Origin of the sequence: Rhizobium sp. N621 (genome assembly GCF_001664325.1) — a bacterium.
GTDB classification, from domain to species: domain Bacteria; phylum Pseudomonadota; class Alphaproteobacteria; order Rhizobiales; family Rhizobiaceae; genus Rhizobium; species Rhizobium esperanzae.
The window spans coordinates 107,409-121,261 of the sequence record NZ_CP013495.1 but is presented as its reverse complement, the minus strand read 5'-3'; the positions used below and the strand labels follow the sequence as shown (position 1 = coordinate 121,261).

Sequence of the window (13,853 nt, the reverse complement as noted above, 5' to 3'; positions counted from 1 at the left end):
TCATGTGCCCCCTCCATTCCGAAATGCGGCAATACCGCAGATGTTCGGCAAGTTTACACCTTATGTTGTGTGAAGTTTTTCATAAGCTCTGAAAATGATTTGGGTCCGTATTTTTCAAAACTTTGCTGGTCCACGTAAACAAAATCGTAAGTCACGGCGGATTGTACCCGATTGATGTCCTCGCACCACTGCCGCAGGCGCTCCATTTTCAGCGGCACGTCTAAGTCTTGAAGGCCCTTGGTTTCGACGATCACAATGCGCTTGTCCGTCAGCTTCACAAGAAAATCGGGGTAGTAGTTTGAAATGCTCCCTTCGGCATTGACATAGTCAATCTTGAAATGCACCGCGAGGTAGTTCTTTCCGTAGGCCACGACGTCGGCGCAGGACTCAAGGAAGCTGGCGAAGACAAGCTCAAGATGGCTGTCGCCGATAATTCGATTGAAGACACTCTTCTTCGGCACTAGATAACCCTGCTCCTTTGTCACGAATGGGCGGGTCTGCCGCAGCTTGATGGTGTCGCGGATTTCCGCGTCGCCCTTATCCCTTACCGTCAGGGCGTTAATGGCCTTCTTAAAATTCTCGATCAGCGTTTTCGTCGCGGACAATTCGGATAGATTCCGCAAGGTGTTCGCGCTGTCGAGGTCAACTTCGCAGTCAAACAATTCCGATTGCACGAAGGCTTTAATTTTCCCGTATAGAACGTCGTACCCGCTGATCAGCCGCAATTCCTTCATCACGGTCTGGGCGAAATATCCCAAGACACTGCGGTAATCGGCGATCCCAGCCGTGTCGAGTACGGTGGTGTGCGTTATCGCCCCGGTCGTGATGTCCTTGAACACAATCTCGCGCTGTTCCTCCTCGCTGAAAGCTCGATAAGGAACGCGCTCATGGCCGAAGGCTGTTATATCAAGGTCGCCGAGTGACTTGTACTCGCGGTAGATGCGCGGGGTCATCACCGGTATCTCTATGTCGAGGGCGTCCATGTCCTTCTTGTCGTTGTCCTTCTCGACCTCGATTACCAGGGGGGTCTTGGGCTTTGTTCCTTCGCCCATTGCCTTGCGCTCAAGTTCGACGCCCTCGGCTTGGATGGACTCTACAAATTCCATGAAGGCGTCAGTGCCGATAACGCTGACATATTCCTCGATGCCGCCCGGATACATTTTTCTTAGGCCGCGTCCTAGCGTCTGCTCTGGGAGAATGTTGCTCTTGGCGGTATAGGCCCGTAGCCCGACAATGGTAGTGACGTTCCGTACGTCCCACCCCTCTTTCAGCATTAGGACTGATACAATGGCCTTGTAGGGGCTAGTGACATCGTCGATTTCATTCGCCTGCTTGCGGAGTTTTTCTAGTTCTTCCTTGGCCTTACCTGAGGTGGATTCGGAGATTTCGCCGTTGGCTTTGGTGTGGATGACCAGAACTGCGCCTTTGAGATCGGGGTAGTTACCTTCAAGGTAATCCGCAACATCATCGCAGTTGCGCGTGTCGTCAGTCATGATGAACAGGATAGCTTTCTTGCCCACCTTCTCGTGTTCAGCATGGGCCTTACGCCATTCGATCACGCCGAGGTCGATATAGTCAGCGTGTTTCTCGGTGTATTTTGCGCTCTGGCGCTCGGACAACTTGGCTCGACTGGCAGCGTCTGGAAGCACGGGATGCTTCACGACATTCTGCGAAATGGCCTCGACTAGCGGATAATCGGCTACGGTCTGCACAAAGATCGCGCCGTTGCTGTGCTTCGGGGTCGCCGTCACGTCGACCTGCAGCGACAGAGCGGACCCTTTCTGCAAGAGTCGGTTGTGAATGTCCTGAATCGACTTGAACCATGCAAGGCGCGAGTCATGAATATGATGGGCCTCGTCGTTCAGCACCATCAGTTCATCAATGTCACGGACGATCATACCAAGGTCCACCTTGGAATCCGTCGTCGCACCGGTCGGCCGGGTGCCAAGGAAATAATCCATCGAGTTGTCGTCGTCTGGCGATGCAGGGATATCCTCGCCCCCGTAAACCCGATGAATGTTGGTGAGGAAGATGTTGCCGGTCGGGTGCGTAATGCGCACCTCGTCCTGCACATGCAGCGTTAGTTGGAAATCATCGCGCCAGCTACGGCCATCAAAACCGTTGTCGGGAACAACCGGATCATCGAAAAACAACCGCAACCCCTGGAAGTCCTTATAGATGCGGTCCAGCACGATGATATTAGGCGCGATCACAAGGAAGTTGCGGGCCAGCCGAGAGTCCGGCTCGTAGAGCTTGTGGTAGAAGCTCCACGCGAGGGCCAAACTAAGCACCTTGGTTTTGCCCGCGCCGGTCGCCATTTTCACGACGAAGCGCCGCCATGTCTCGTCGAACATGCTGGCTGAAATCGCCCCACTGCTATCGAAGCGCATCAGATCAAATTTATCGCTCACGCCCACAACGTCATGAAGAAAGACAATCGTTTCGACCGCCTCCCTCTGGGCGAAGAAATACTGAAACTCGACCATGTTGCCGTCAGCCTGATGTGTTAGATGGGGCGTTTTGAACCACCAATTAAGCAGGCTCCGGCTGGTGTCGGTTGCGCCGACATAACCGCCGTCACGAAAGTCCTTCACCTTCTGACGAAGCGCCGCCACTAGCGGCGGCATGAGTTTGTCCATGCTGGTTTCGCGCATAGTTTCGTCGGCCGGAAACCATCGGATCGAAGGGTCGAGAACGGTGTGTGGATCGTTCGGAAAGTCCGGATGCAGCGCCATTATTTCCTCGCTCCCACTGTCACTTCGGCAATAGTCATTGTGTCGTTGCCAAAGATGTCCACGACCTTGACACCGATCTTGCGCCGTCCTTGCGGGCACTCGTGAAAAACGCTGATCATCTCAAGCTTACGGTCTTTCTTAGTGCGGAAAGACTGCCATTCATTCTCGAAAATGTAGTCCCCGGTCCACGCCTCTTCCCATTCCTTCGTGTCGGGATTCTGAGTGCGGATGATTTCACGCTTGTTTTCAAAATCGAAGTCCACGGACCAGTAGTCAATCCAGTCGGTCCAATTCTGGGTTAGCGTTTCGCGGGTGACGATACCATTCTTGTCCTTGCTGACTTTGACAATCTGACCTTTTTCAACGACGATTTTACTGCCCTTGTCCTTGAGGGTAGCTTCGGCGTTGGCGATGGAATCTTGCGAATAGAAGACAGAAAAATCCGTGAGTTCGACCGCAACACTGCCGCTTTTGACGTGCGGCTTCACCTCAATGAACGAAACGTCATGGAACACGACCTGATTCTTTTCGACAGCCCGCTTGTCGAAGACGTCGGCTGGAATATACTTCGGGGCGATGTCGATCCCCTTGCCGCGAGCCTCATCCAGCACATTCGGGAAGAGGCCCATTTCAAACTCGAAGCCGAGAATGTCGACCTTAGTGATATGTTTCTTTCGGCATTCAAGAATGACTTCTTCGACGAATAGCCGCGATACCGGCATGTTGACTGGACCTACAGCGACAAGTCGTCCAGCTCTTTTGCCGTGGAAACTTGCGAATCCATCAGTCCGCTCCGCGCGATAGGCTCGCAAAATAAGGTCCAGGAAGGCTGCTTCCTTTTCCTCAAGTTGCTTTTGACGTTGTTCGTCGCGTAAATTCGGATTCACACCAACATAATGCTGGCGCTCGTATCGGCCCAAGTTGAGTATTTCAAAGGCACGGTAGTCCTTGCCCTCAGCCTTCAGCGCACGCTGTATGCCAATCATACGCTTGCGTGTTGTGTGTATTCCAAATTTACCGAGGTCACCCGCAATCCATTTGCGGCCCAATCTTTCGGCGACCGCGACCGTCGTCCCCGATCCAACAAAGAAATCTGCAACGAGATCGCCCTCTCTGGACGAGGCTCTTATAATTCTTTCAAGTAGTGCCTCTGGCTTCTGGGTCGGATAGTCAACATTTTCCCCGCTCTGCTTCACGGAGTTTCCGCTAATGTCAGACCAGACGTTAGGTCGCTGCTTACCTTTTTCTAGGCGTTCCAAAAGATAGTATTTTTCTCTGATTGAGCTTTCTGTGAAATACAATCGATTGTCATCGTCTAATTGTCGCATTCTACTTTCGTTAAAACGCCATCCTTTCGTGGGCGGTGGAACGCTGCGGCCATTGTTAGCGACGTATGTATATTTCAGATTTTCTCGATGAGCCGGATTGATGATTGGTTGTGTATTGTAAGGTCCGCGACCATCATCGTCGTCAAGCGTGAATGTCTTAACATCTTGGTCCGACAAGCCCTCAATCATGGGTGTGAAAACATACTGATCGCTTTTCGTGTACCACATTATGTAGTCTGCATTTTTCGGCAGGTTGTTATAAACGGGTTTTCCCGCAGACGTGCGTTGCCAAATGATCTCGTTGCGAAATCTTTGCTCCCCAAAAATCTCGTTTAAGACCAGCCTTAAATGTGCACTAAGGCGTGAGTCGCAATGCACGTAGATGCTTCCATCACTGGCAAGAAGGTCGCGCATAAGGACCAGGCGTTCATAAATCATAGCGATGAATGAATCTGCGCCTTTCCCCCAAGTATCCCGGTAGGCTATTTCTTCGAGAATGTTCGGCTTCTTGGTGAATGTGTCGCCGCCAACTTCAATATCTACGGAAAAATCGGCTCCAACGTCAAACGGCGGGTCAATATAGATCAACTTCAAGCCACCCTGGCGCTCGATTTCCTCGCGAAGCGGCCCGTTTTTCAGAGATGACAAGATAAGTTTGTTGTCACCCCAGATGAGTTTGTTGGTCCAACCCCTAAGTTGCCGCCCTCGGCTATCCGTTGAAAACAAGTCTTGTTGCGCAGCGGTATCTTCGGGCTTCTCGGCCCGAGGCTCATCTACCTGTTCAATAGTCTGGAAGGGGAGAACGACATTGCAGACCTCATTAGTCTTGCCATTCCATACAAGCTCCACCTCTCGTTTGCCATCGAAAAGCAGGAAGCGGTACTTTTCCGGCAAAGGCTTATCGGCTTCGATGAAGCGAATGATTTCTTGCTGTTCTTGCTCTGTCAATCGCGCCACAGAATCACCTTTTCAAATCGCCCGAGGGAGCTTCTTTAGATCAAGGATTTCATCGACAATGCAACCCTCGAATAGTGGCAAAGTGCCGCTTCAGCTTGCGTGGAGCGCCCTCAAGTTGGGCCTCGTTAAAGTGAGCATATCGGAGCGCTGAGCATAGCGGCGGCAAAAGCCGCAGCGCGGGAATTCGCGCATGCAGAAATCGGAAATAAGGAAGCCGCAGGAGATGCCAAGTGAGTATCGGGACCGACTGCCGTCGATTTTGCATTCCGTATCTACCACGCGGGTTGAGTGGTCTGGCCTGCTTGCTCGGCTGTTCGGAGTTTTGTCGCGTTAATATGGCAAAGTGGATCGCCGACTAGGCGACGATCCTGCCACGAGTGCGAGCGGCCTCGGCATAAGCCGACAAAGGCTTGTCGGCTTTGAAATGGTGATCGCGCTCGACCAGAAGGCCAAGGCGTCCGCGAAGCGTCAAGATTTCGACCAAGCTTGCATAGCCCAATTCGGGGTAACCATGGCCGAGATCACAAAGGCCAAAGAGGGTGTCACCGTCTGCAGCCAATTCCGAGAAAAGCCAGGTCGCATTCGCGTCCGGGGTGAAGAATTTGACGGCCGGTTTATGGTCACGCTGCTCGGCCTCCGAGATATCTGCGTTTCGACGCAGTTGGTTGGTGATTTCGCGAGTTAGAAGCATGTCCTTAACCTCCGTTCTCGGTCGCACCTTGCGACCGCTCTGGAGGCGGAAAAAACATCGGACTTAGGAGAGACTAGCTGGATGCCTTAGGCACGCTTGCGCTTGTCCATGAGCGGCAAATCCGGCCGATGTAAATGCTCGCAAGAAGCGGGGAGGTGCTTACGAGGGTCTCGGAGGTTAGGGTCTAAATGCGTATGCCTTCGAATTCACCTTATGCTGCGAACCCATAACTTCGCGAGAGGAGAAGCGTCTGCTCAATCGAGTCTGGAGATGCGGTGAGCCACGATGGAAATCTATCACCTTTCGCACCGGAGCTTCTTACCTTGACCGGTTGTCAGCGGACAATTTGGTAGGGAGAAACCGAACTACGAATAGAAATAGGTTAGCCGTGGTTGGATACCGACACCACCCTCTTGGGTCACGTTTCAGGGCTTGCACGAGCGCCTTCGCTATTCTCTTCTATGCAAGGTCACAATCGCGAGTCTTCAGGGCAGAATTGATGAACGCCCTTTGATCAAAAGGCGCAGCTTGGTCGCGTGCCGAATAAACCCCTCGTCAGCGGTCCCGCCGATAATATCGCAATCTCGGCGGAGCAGTCCACCGCCCAATGCCCATGCTTTATGCTCAGTACCATTCGATGTTTCTGTTAATTCGGCTTGATTTTGAAGCCGCTGAATTTTCCACAAAGAAAAGCTCCAACAAAACGAATCGGTTAGGCTGGATTTAAGTAGAGTCAAGGGTCAAGCAATTGAAACTTTGCGTGATTCGCACTATGTTTTTGTGGAAGCCCTGCCATTTCCGAAGCCTCGCGTTTATACGTGGGGTACTGATGTAGGATTTGGTGGGGCTTACTTTTTTCCCTTAGCGCGTTTCAAATCCTGGACGCTGTTGTTCGGTTTGAAAAGCCAGTGCCTGTACGGGTGCAGCCATCTATCAGTCGGCGTCTCGGTACCCGTGCTCGCGCCTATGTTGAAATTTGGATAGATGTCCCAAATCTCGTCCTTTACTGCCTTATATACTGCTTCTTTTCCGCGTGCCCGCTTAGAGCGCCGCTTGGCTGGGGGGACCGGCTTGGTATGCTTTTCGTTTAACCGAGACTGAATCGCGCCAAGAGTGATATCCAGGCCTTGTAAGATCGGATGCTGCTTGGAGTTGATCGAGGTGATGCCATCGCGCGGCAACTTAATCTTCGCGGCGTTCCATATTGGGAAAGTCGAGAGCGAGGACATGTAGTCTTTAAACGACTCGAATTTCGCGCTCGTCTGAGGGACGTCGTCCATCAGGAGTTGGACAACCGCCGAACCGCCATCTTCGTTGCAGTATCGCAGACCAAATGCGTGCTTGACGAACTGATAGTAAAGAAGAAAGTAATCATTTCCAATGTGCTCGTCTGTCAGGCCGACTACCTGATTGATGTTCTGAGTGAACATAATCCGCAGCTTAATCCGGCCATCCTTAACGAATGAGAAGAAGTATTTGATGAACTCGATGTATTTTTTCGCATATGGCGCAGTTACCCTGTCCCACTTCATCTCAGCGGCGATATTCAGCTCGGCTTTCTTTTGATTCAATAGACGATCCAACTCCGCTTGATCGCGAGCATTGATCAGTGCCCCACCATAAAAATGGGAAAAGAAAATGCCTTTGTCGTCGGACTCGTCGCAATAGAGAACAAAAGATTTGTTGGCCATTCTTTTCGACTCGGTTTCCGGCCACATTGCGCAGATGTCCGAGCCAAGGCAAGCCTCAGTATCGGCAGTGTTGACCAGGCGTGTCTCTTGGGGGTACCGGGATTCGTCTGATAATAGAGCCACCGTCACAGCTTGTCGCTATCGAACCTCAGTCCTGCTTCCCTTAATTCATTGGCAAGCTTCAACTTCCAGCCGCCATGTGCATCGAACGGTTCCCAAGCAACTCCCACAACATCAGTCGGCAGTGAAATGTCCCCCTTCTTTAGGGCGATGACATTCTGTCGGCCGAGCTTTCCAATGAAGTAACCCCACTCCAGAATAACATTCTGGCGAGCGCGGGGCTCCATTTCGGAGGATTCTGCCAGTCCGCCCAAGTCGTCTGCGGAGAGCAACACGACGGCGAAGGCTACTTCGCTTGATGCAATAAATTTTTCGATAATTGTAGCGCCTCGATTCGCTTGCTCATGAAGAATGATTGGCTCGAAACCCAACCGTTCTAAAAACCGGGCTATCTCAAGCTTCATCGCCTCGTCCCGGCCGTGAACAATGAAAATCTTAGAATTCGCCACTGAGCTGGTGCCTTGTTTTGACGTTGCAAGCTGAGAAACAAAGGAGGCCTTCTGCACCTCGGCCGGTCTGTCAATCGGTGGCGCTAACGAAGAAACGGTAGCAATTTCTGTCGTGAGAGACTGAACAAATTTTTCGCGCTCCTCGTGAGACACGTTATTCAACTGTATCTGTTGCGGACGACCGCGTTCCAACTCTATAGCGCGATCCACAATAGCGTTCCAAAGCAGCTCGCCCTCGGCCGTCTCTTCTGCGGGATTGTCAATCGCATATTTGGCAAGAGCGTTGGCCCGGTCTTGCAGGCTGCCCATGTCGAGCGAAGAACCACTTATCCCGAATTCCAGTATCAGTTTCTGAAAGCCAGAATGCCCCAAGCTTTTAAGAATGTTCGATCCTGCCAACATTGCTTTTCGCGAAAATTTTTTGTCCGTCATAAGCGTATACCCCCGCTTGGCTTGATATTCCCACCAAGGTCTTAATTTTCGGGGCCACGCTTCCCCGGTGCTTCCCCACCAATTAGCAGGGAGGAAAAGCGCCTTCAGGTTCAAGATAAGTAATTGATATAACGAAGAAGATTTGGTGGAGCTAAGCGGGATCGAACCGCTGACCTCTTGCATGCCATGCAAGCGCTCTCCCAGCTGAGCTATAGCCCCATCAAGATGGTCCGGCTCAGGGCCGGTCCTGGGATGCTCCGAAGGCGCGTGCCCTGCGGAGTGGCGGCTTATTACTTCCGGTTTTCGGAGATAGCAAGCCTAAAAAATTCGGCCCGGAGAATTTTTTCCTCGCCGGGCCGGAATGCAGCCGTCAGACTTCGTCTTCGTCGCCGGTTACGCCGATGATGTCGCTCATGTCGTCATCGTCGTCGTCTTCGTCGGGCGTGAGGAAGGTGTCGTCATCGTCGTCGCCTTCGATTTCGACGTCGTCGTCGCCCATATCGGGGATGTCGTCGCCGCCGGCGGCGTCATCGGCATCCTCGAGCGAAACCAGTTCGACTTCGGTGTTTTCCGTATCGACTTCCGCAACCTCGTCTTCCTCGGCAACATCAGCGATCGCCGAGGTTTCCTCGAAGAAGGACAGGGGATAGGACTTGCCGGTATAAGGGGAAACGATCGGATCCCGGTTCAGATCATAAAACTTCTTGCCGGTTTCCGGATCGGTGCGCTTGGTTCCAAGTTCCGCTTTCGCCACTATAAGCCTCGTGAGAATGGCCGAATCCGCGATTCGGCAAAATGCCGTGCAAGCCGGCGTTCCATCGGAATTTATAAGCCGGTCCCCTTAATCGCTGTGGCTTCCCATGTCAAAGCCAAACTTTATCATCTCCGTGCGGCCGTTTTCGCCGGCTGGCGGGTGACCGCTGACGGCGTTTGTGGTAACGAGCCGCGGCAGGAGAAAAAGCGGGCGAAGGCAGCAGCCGGCCAAACCGAAGCTTCGGAAGAAATACTCTGCAGTTACAGGGGATTACGCGATATGCACGGCTCTGCGCCGCAGTCCGCCGCCAACTTCGAGATCTTCCGGCGCATTTCGGCAACACGGGCTCCTTCACCCATCATCGCAGGATTGATCCCCATGGCAACCAAGGCTTTCACCATCGCCATCGACGGCCCGGCGGCGGCCGGCAAGGGGACGCTCTCGCGTCTTATCGCTGAACGATACGGCTTTCACCATCTCGACACGGGGCTCACCTACCGCGCGACGGCCAAGGCGCTGCTCGACGCCGGCCTGCCGCTCGACGACGAGGCGGTGGCGGAAAAGATCGCGCGGGAGGTTGAACTTGCCGGATTGGATCGCGATATACTTTCCCGACACGAAATCGGCGAAGCCGCCTCGAAAATCGCCGTCATGCCGGCGGTGCGCCGGGCCCTGGTCGAGGCGCAGCGTCGGTTTGCGGCAAAGACGCCGGGCACGGTGCTCGACGGACGCGATATCGGCACGGTTGTATGCCCGGATGCGCCGGTGAAGCTCTATGTGACGGCGTCGCCGGAGGTGCGGGCCAGACGCCGTTACGACGAGATCCTCGGCAAGGGGGCGACGGCGGATTTCGATGCGATTTTCGAGGACGTCAAGCGGCGCGACGAACGCGACATGGGACGGGCCGACAGCCCTTTGAAACCAGCCGATGATGCACACTTGCTTGATACGTCGGAAATGAGTATAGAGGCCGCGTTTCAAGCTGCTCAATCGATCATCGATGCGGCCTTGAACCGAAATGCCTAAATTCAAGCGATTTTGCATGCTCAGACGCATGGATCGCTTTAATGCAGCCTGAAATTCCGTCCAAGCGCCGGATTGCCTTCGTGAAAGAAGGCGGACTGGGTTCAGGCCCATTCAACACGAACCAACCGGCGCATACGTGGGCCTTGAAGCTATCGTAGGCCACGCAGGAGATTTTATGTCAGTAGCAACTCCCTCTCGCGAGGATTTCGCGGCCCTTCTCGAAGAGTCCTTTGCCAAGAACGATCTGGCTGAAGGCTATGTCACTAAGGGTATCGTCACGGGCATCGAAAAGGATGTCGCCGTTGTCGACGTCGGCCTCAAGGTCGAAGGCCGCATCGCGCTCAAGGAATTCGGCGCACGCGCCAAGGACGGTTCGCTGAAGGTCGGCGACGAAGTCGAAGTCTATGTCGAGCGCATCGAAAACGCGCTTGGCGAAGCCGTTCTGTCGCGCGAGAAGGCTCGCCGCGAAGAAAGCTGGATCAAGCTCGAAGCCAAGTTCGAAGCCGGCGAGCGCGTCGAAGGCGTGATCTTCAACCAGGTCAAGGGCGGCTTCACGGTCGACCTCGACGGTGCGATCGCCTTCCTGCCGCGTTCGCAGGTCGATATCCGCCCGATCCGCGACGTAACGCCGCTGATGCACAACCCGCAGCCCTTCGAAATCCTCAAGATGGACAAGCGCCGCGGCAACATCGTGGTTTCCCGCCGTACGGTTCTGGAAGAGTCCCGTGCCGAGCAGCGTTCTGAAATCGTTCAGAACCTCGAAGAAGGCCAGGTTGTTGACGGTGTCGTCAAGAACATCACCGATTACGGTGCGTTCGTCGATCTCGGCGGCATCGACGGCCTGCTGCACGTCACCGACATGGCATGGCGCCGTGTGAACCATCCGTCGGAAATCCTGAACATCGGCCAGCAGGTCAAGGTTCAGATCATCCGCATCAACCAGGAAACCCACCGCATCTCGCTCGGCATGAAGCAGCTCGAGTCCGATCCGTGGGATGGCATCCAGGCCAAGTATCCGGAAGGCAAGAAGATTTCCGGTACCGTCACCAACATCACCGACTACGGTGCATTCGTCGAGCTGGAGCCGGGCATCGAAGGCCTGATCCACATCTCGGAAATGTCCTGGACCAAGAAGAACGTTCACCCCGGCAAGATCCTGTCCACGAGCCAGGAAGTCGAAGTCGTCGTTCTCGAAGTCGATCCGTCCAAGCGCCGTATCTCGCTCGGCCTCAAGCAGACGCTGGAAAACCCGTGGGCAGCATTCGCCCGCAGCCATCCGGCCGGCACTGAAGTCGAAGGCGAAGTCAAGAACAAGACGGAATTCGGCCTGTTCATCGGTCTCGACGGCGATGTCGACGGCATGGTGCACCTCTCCGACCTCGACTGGAACCGTCCGGGCGAACAGGTCATCGAGGAGTACAACAAGGGTGACGTCGTCAAGGCCGTCGTTCTCGACGTCGATGTCGAGAAGGAACGCATCTCGCTCGGCATCAAGCAGCTCGGCAAGGATGCTGTCGGCGAAGCCGCTGCCTCCGGCGACCTGCGCAAGAACGCCGTTGTTTCCTGCGAAGTCATCGCCATCAACGATGGCGGTATCGAAGTGAAGCTCGTCAACCACGAGGACATCACTTCCTTCATCCGTCGCGCCGATCTCGCCCGCGACCGCGACGAGCAGCGTCCTGAGCGCTTCTCGGTCGGCCAGGTCGTCGACGCCCGCGTCACCAACTTCTCCAAGAAGGACCGCAAGATCATGCTGTCCATCAAGGCTCTGGAGATTGCGGAAGAGAAGGAAGCCGTCGCTCAGTTCGGTTCGTCCGATTCGGGCGCTTCGCTCGGCGACATCCTGGGCGCAGCCCTGAAGAACCGCGGCGGCGAATAAGCCTCGCATCCGCTTTCGAATTGAAGAACCCGCCGGAGCGATCCGGCGGGTTTTTATTTTCAGGTAATGAAATCCGCTATTCCCAGCCGACCATGCGCTGATAGAGCGCGTAGACCGGATCGGCCGCCGTGTCGGGCCGATACGCCGAGGGCTCGGTGTCGATCATCCTCGGCGTCCTCAACTCGGGTGCCGCTTCCGCCCCTTCGGCATCCGGCTCGGCATCCTCGCCGCCGGATTGCGCCTGCTGCTCTTCCTGCGGCGCACCGTCCTGTTGATGGTGATGCTGGTGGCTCGTTTCACCCGCCTTCTCGTTCGACGGTGTATCCTTGGCGAATTGATAAGGCAGCTGGGCATAGGCAAAGCCCTCGGGCAGCTTGGCCGCCAGCGGCACATAGGAGGCCTCGGCCATCTCGGGAAGCGGCATCGGTTGCGGCTGTGCGGCGATTTCTTTCGGCTGTCGGGCGGCCGGAGCCGTGGCCCCGGTTTCCATCTGCGACGGGCGGGGCGCTGCGGATTGTCGAGCATCGGCGGCGAGGTCTGCCGGCTGTCTCGTCAACGTCTCCTTCGCTTCGCTGATGACGACCTCGTCGAGAATGGCGTCGATCGCCACCGCCGCCTCGACAGCACCAGCCTCCAGCACGTTTTCAAGGTCCTGCTCGCGGATGATGGTGACGATCATCTCGGAGACCTCTTCGGTCATCGAGGCGACGATTCCCGTCCAGTTCCGGGGAATAACCGGATCGGGTTTTTCCGACGTTGCGCGAGGCTGAATGACCGGCGGCTCCGTCACTTCGGCCGTATCGTCACCAGGCTTCCCCGGCGCCGATTGCCGAGCTTCGACCTTCGGGGAAACCTCTGCTTTTGTCACCGAAGTGGAGCGAATCCGGTTTTCAGGCGACGAAATTTCGGGATCAGCGGCCTCCACGGCTGCGGCGGTCACCGCTTCCTCGGTTATCGCAAGCAGGGCGGTCTCGATCGTTTTGCCGGCTGGTGCAGTTCGCTTTTCCGCCGGTTGGCGGATCGCGGCGGGCAGGCTGTCTTCGTGCAGCTGGATCTCGGGCCGGGCCTCGGCGCGCATTGGCGAAGCGTCGTTCTGACCATAGGATCGGACGACGGCGCGCGCGGCGAGATCGCGGTCCTTGTAGCGCACGATTTCCAGATAGGCGACGATACGCGCCGCCTCAGGCCCCGTCGGATTCTTCAAGGCTTCGGCGATCGTCCGAAGCGGCAGACTGTGCCCCTGCGTACTCAGCTGGCGTTCGACCTCATCGATCTTGGCGGCCGGCAGCCCGCGGATGGCATCGGCGAGCCGAGAGGCGAAGGCGGAATTGCTCTCGTCCTCGCCGCGATCGAGCGAGATCGAGCGGCCAGCCGCATCGATGACATCGAAAAGGGCTTCGACCATGCGCTCGCGCGCCGCAAGGAGCAGAATATTGAGTTTGCCGGCAATGGCCGAATTCAGGTCAGCGGTTTCGACCGCGTTGACGGGCGCGGGGGCAATCACCGAACGGTCAAGACCGCCGGCAACGATCGCTGCAGTCTGGCCTTGAGACGAAAAGCTTGCATTGGACGCTGCACGAACGGGGGTCAGCATGGCATGCCCTTTCGTAAAGTGACGATGAAAGCAGGCTCTATGAAAGGACCGCGCTCATCCGGTCCCTTGCATTCCGAGCAGATCCTCCCGTCCGCATGACGCAAGCGGCGCCATCGAATGCATAAAAATTAAATCGAATATTAAGAAACAGAGATTAACGAATCGCTAACGCCCGCGGATCAGTCCATCCGCGGCTG

The 13,853-nt window shown here is 55.3% G+C and carries 9 protein-coding genes and 1 tRNA gene; 2 read left to right on the top strand and 8 right to left on the bottom strand.

The features are described from left to right. Nucleotides 1–53: 53 nt before the first annotated feature. The 7 genes from AMK00_RS00540 to AMK00_RS00510 all read right to left on the bottom strand — a co-directional run bounded on the left by AMK00_RS00540 (nt 54) and on the right by AMK00_RS00510 (nt 9,157). On the bottom strand, nt 54–2,735 hold the full coding sequence (locus AMK00_RS00540; protein ID WP_064809201.1) for a DEAD/DEAH box helicase family protein: 2,682 nt from the start codon (nt 2,733–2,735) through the stop codon (nt 54–56). After that, nucleotides 2,735–5,020, bottom strand: a complete 2,286-nt coding sequence (locus AMK00_RS00535; RefSeq protein ID WP_064809200.1) for a site-specific DNA-methyltransferase — start codon at nt 5,018–5,020, stop codon at nt 2,735–2,737. Before AMK00_RS00535 ends, AMK00_RS00540 begins: the two co-directional genes overlap by 1 nt. A gap of 355 nt (nt 5,021–5,375) precedes the next feature. Next, entirely contained in the window at nt 5,376–5,711 is a 336-nt protein-coding gene (locus tag AMK00_RS00530) for a DUF2958 domain-containing protein (RefSeq protein ID WP_064809199.1), read from the bottom strand. Nucleotides 5,712–6,559: 848 nt separating this feature from the next. Continuing rightward, nucleotides 6,560–7,402 (bottom strand): DUF3800 domain-containing protein, encoded by an 843-nt coding sequence (locus tag AMK00_RS00525; protein WP_064809198.1) that lies wholly within the window; start codon nt 7,400–7,402, stop codon nt 6,560–6,562. Nucleotides 7,403–7,527: 125 nt separating this feature from the next. Continuing rightward, nucleotides 7,528–8,403: a TIR domain-containing protein gene (locus AMK00_RS00520; RefSeq protein WP_190241289.1), complete on the bottom strand. Its 876-nt coding sequence runs from the start codon at nt 8,401–8,403 to the stop codon at nt 7,528–7,530. Nucleotides 8,404–8,546: 143 nt separating this feature from the next. Further along, a tRNA-Ala gene (locus AMK00_RS00515) sits at nt 8,547–8,622 on the bottom strand. Between the two features lie 151 nt (nt 8,623–8,773). Further along, nucleotides 8,774–9,157 carry a TIGR02300 family protein gene (locus tag AMK00_RS00510; protein ID WP_038686030.1) on the bottom strand — a complete coding sequence of 128 codons (384 nt, stop codon included), beginning with the start codon at nt 9,155–9,157 and terminating at the stop codon, nt 8,774–8,776. A 378-nt stretch (nt 9,158–9,535) separates the two neighbouring features. Between AMK00_RS00510 and cmk the strand changes: the two genes are divergently transcribed. After that, on the top strand, nt 9,536–10,183 hold the full coding sequence (cmk, locus tag AMK00_RS00505) for a (d)CMP kinase (RefSeq protein ID WP_064805815.1): 648 nt from the start codon (nt 9,536–9,538) through the stop codon (nt 10,181–10,183). Nucleotides 10,184–10,358: 175 nt separating this feature from the next. Beyond that, nucleotides 10,359–12,062 carry a 30S ribosomal protein S1 gene (gene rpsA / locus AMK00_RS00500; protein WP_064800204.1) on the top strand — a complete coding sequence of 568 codons (1,704 nt, stop codon included), beginning with the start codon at nt 10,359–10,361 and terminating at the stop codon, nt 12,060–12,062. A 76-nt stretch (nt 12,063–12,138) separates the two neighbouring features. Here the strand turns inward: rpsA and AMK00_RS00495 are convergent, their stop codons facing one another. After that, nucleotides 12,139–13,656, bottom strand: coding sequence for a hypothetical protein (locus tag AMK00_RS00495; protein ID WP_064809196.1), 1,518 nt, complete (start codon nt 13,654–13,656; stop codon nt 12,139–12,141). Nucleotides 13,657–13,853 lie beyond the last annotated feature (197 nt).

Bases quoted from the DNA above. Each gene is read 5' to 3' on its own strand.
- AMK00_RS00520 (WP_190241289.1), bottom strand. From the start codon at position 8,403: ATGACGGACAAAAAATTTTCGCGAAAAGCAATGTTGGCAGGATCGAAC.
- AMK00_RS00530 (WP_064809199.1), bottom strand. From the start codon at position 5,711: ATGCTTCTAACTCGCGAAATCACCAACCAACTGCGTCGAAACGCAGAT.
- AMK00_RS00525 (WP_064809198.1), bottom strand. From the start codon at position 7,402: ATGGCCAACAAATCTTTTGTTCTCTATTGCGACGAGTCCGACGACAAA.
- AMK00_RS00540 (WP_064809201.1), bottom strand. From the start codon at position 2,735: ATGGCGCTGCATCCGGACTTTCCGAACGATCCACACACCGTTCTCGAC.
- rpsA (WP_064800204.1), top strand. From the start codon at position 10,359: ATGTCAGTAGCAACTCCCTCTCGCGAGGATTTCGCGGCCCTTCTCGAA.
- AMK00_RS00495 (WP_064809196.1), bottom strand. From the start codon at position 13,656: ATGCTGACCCCCGTTCGTGCAGCGTCCAATGCAAGCTTTTCGTCTCAA.
- cmk (WP_064805815.1), top strand. From the start codon at position 9,536: ATGGCAACCAAGGCTTTCACCATCGCCATCGACGGCCCGGCGGCGGCC.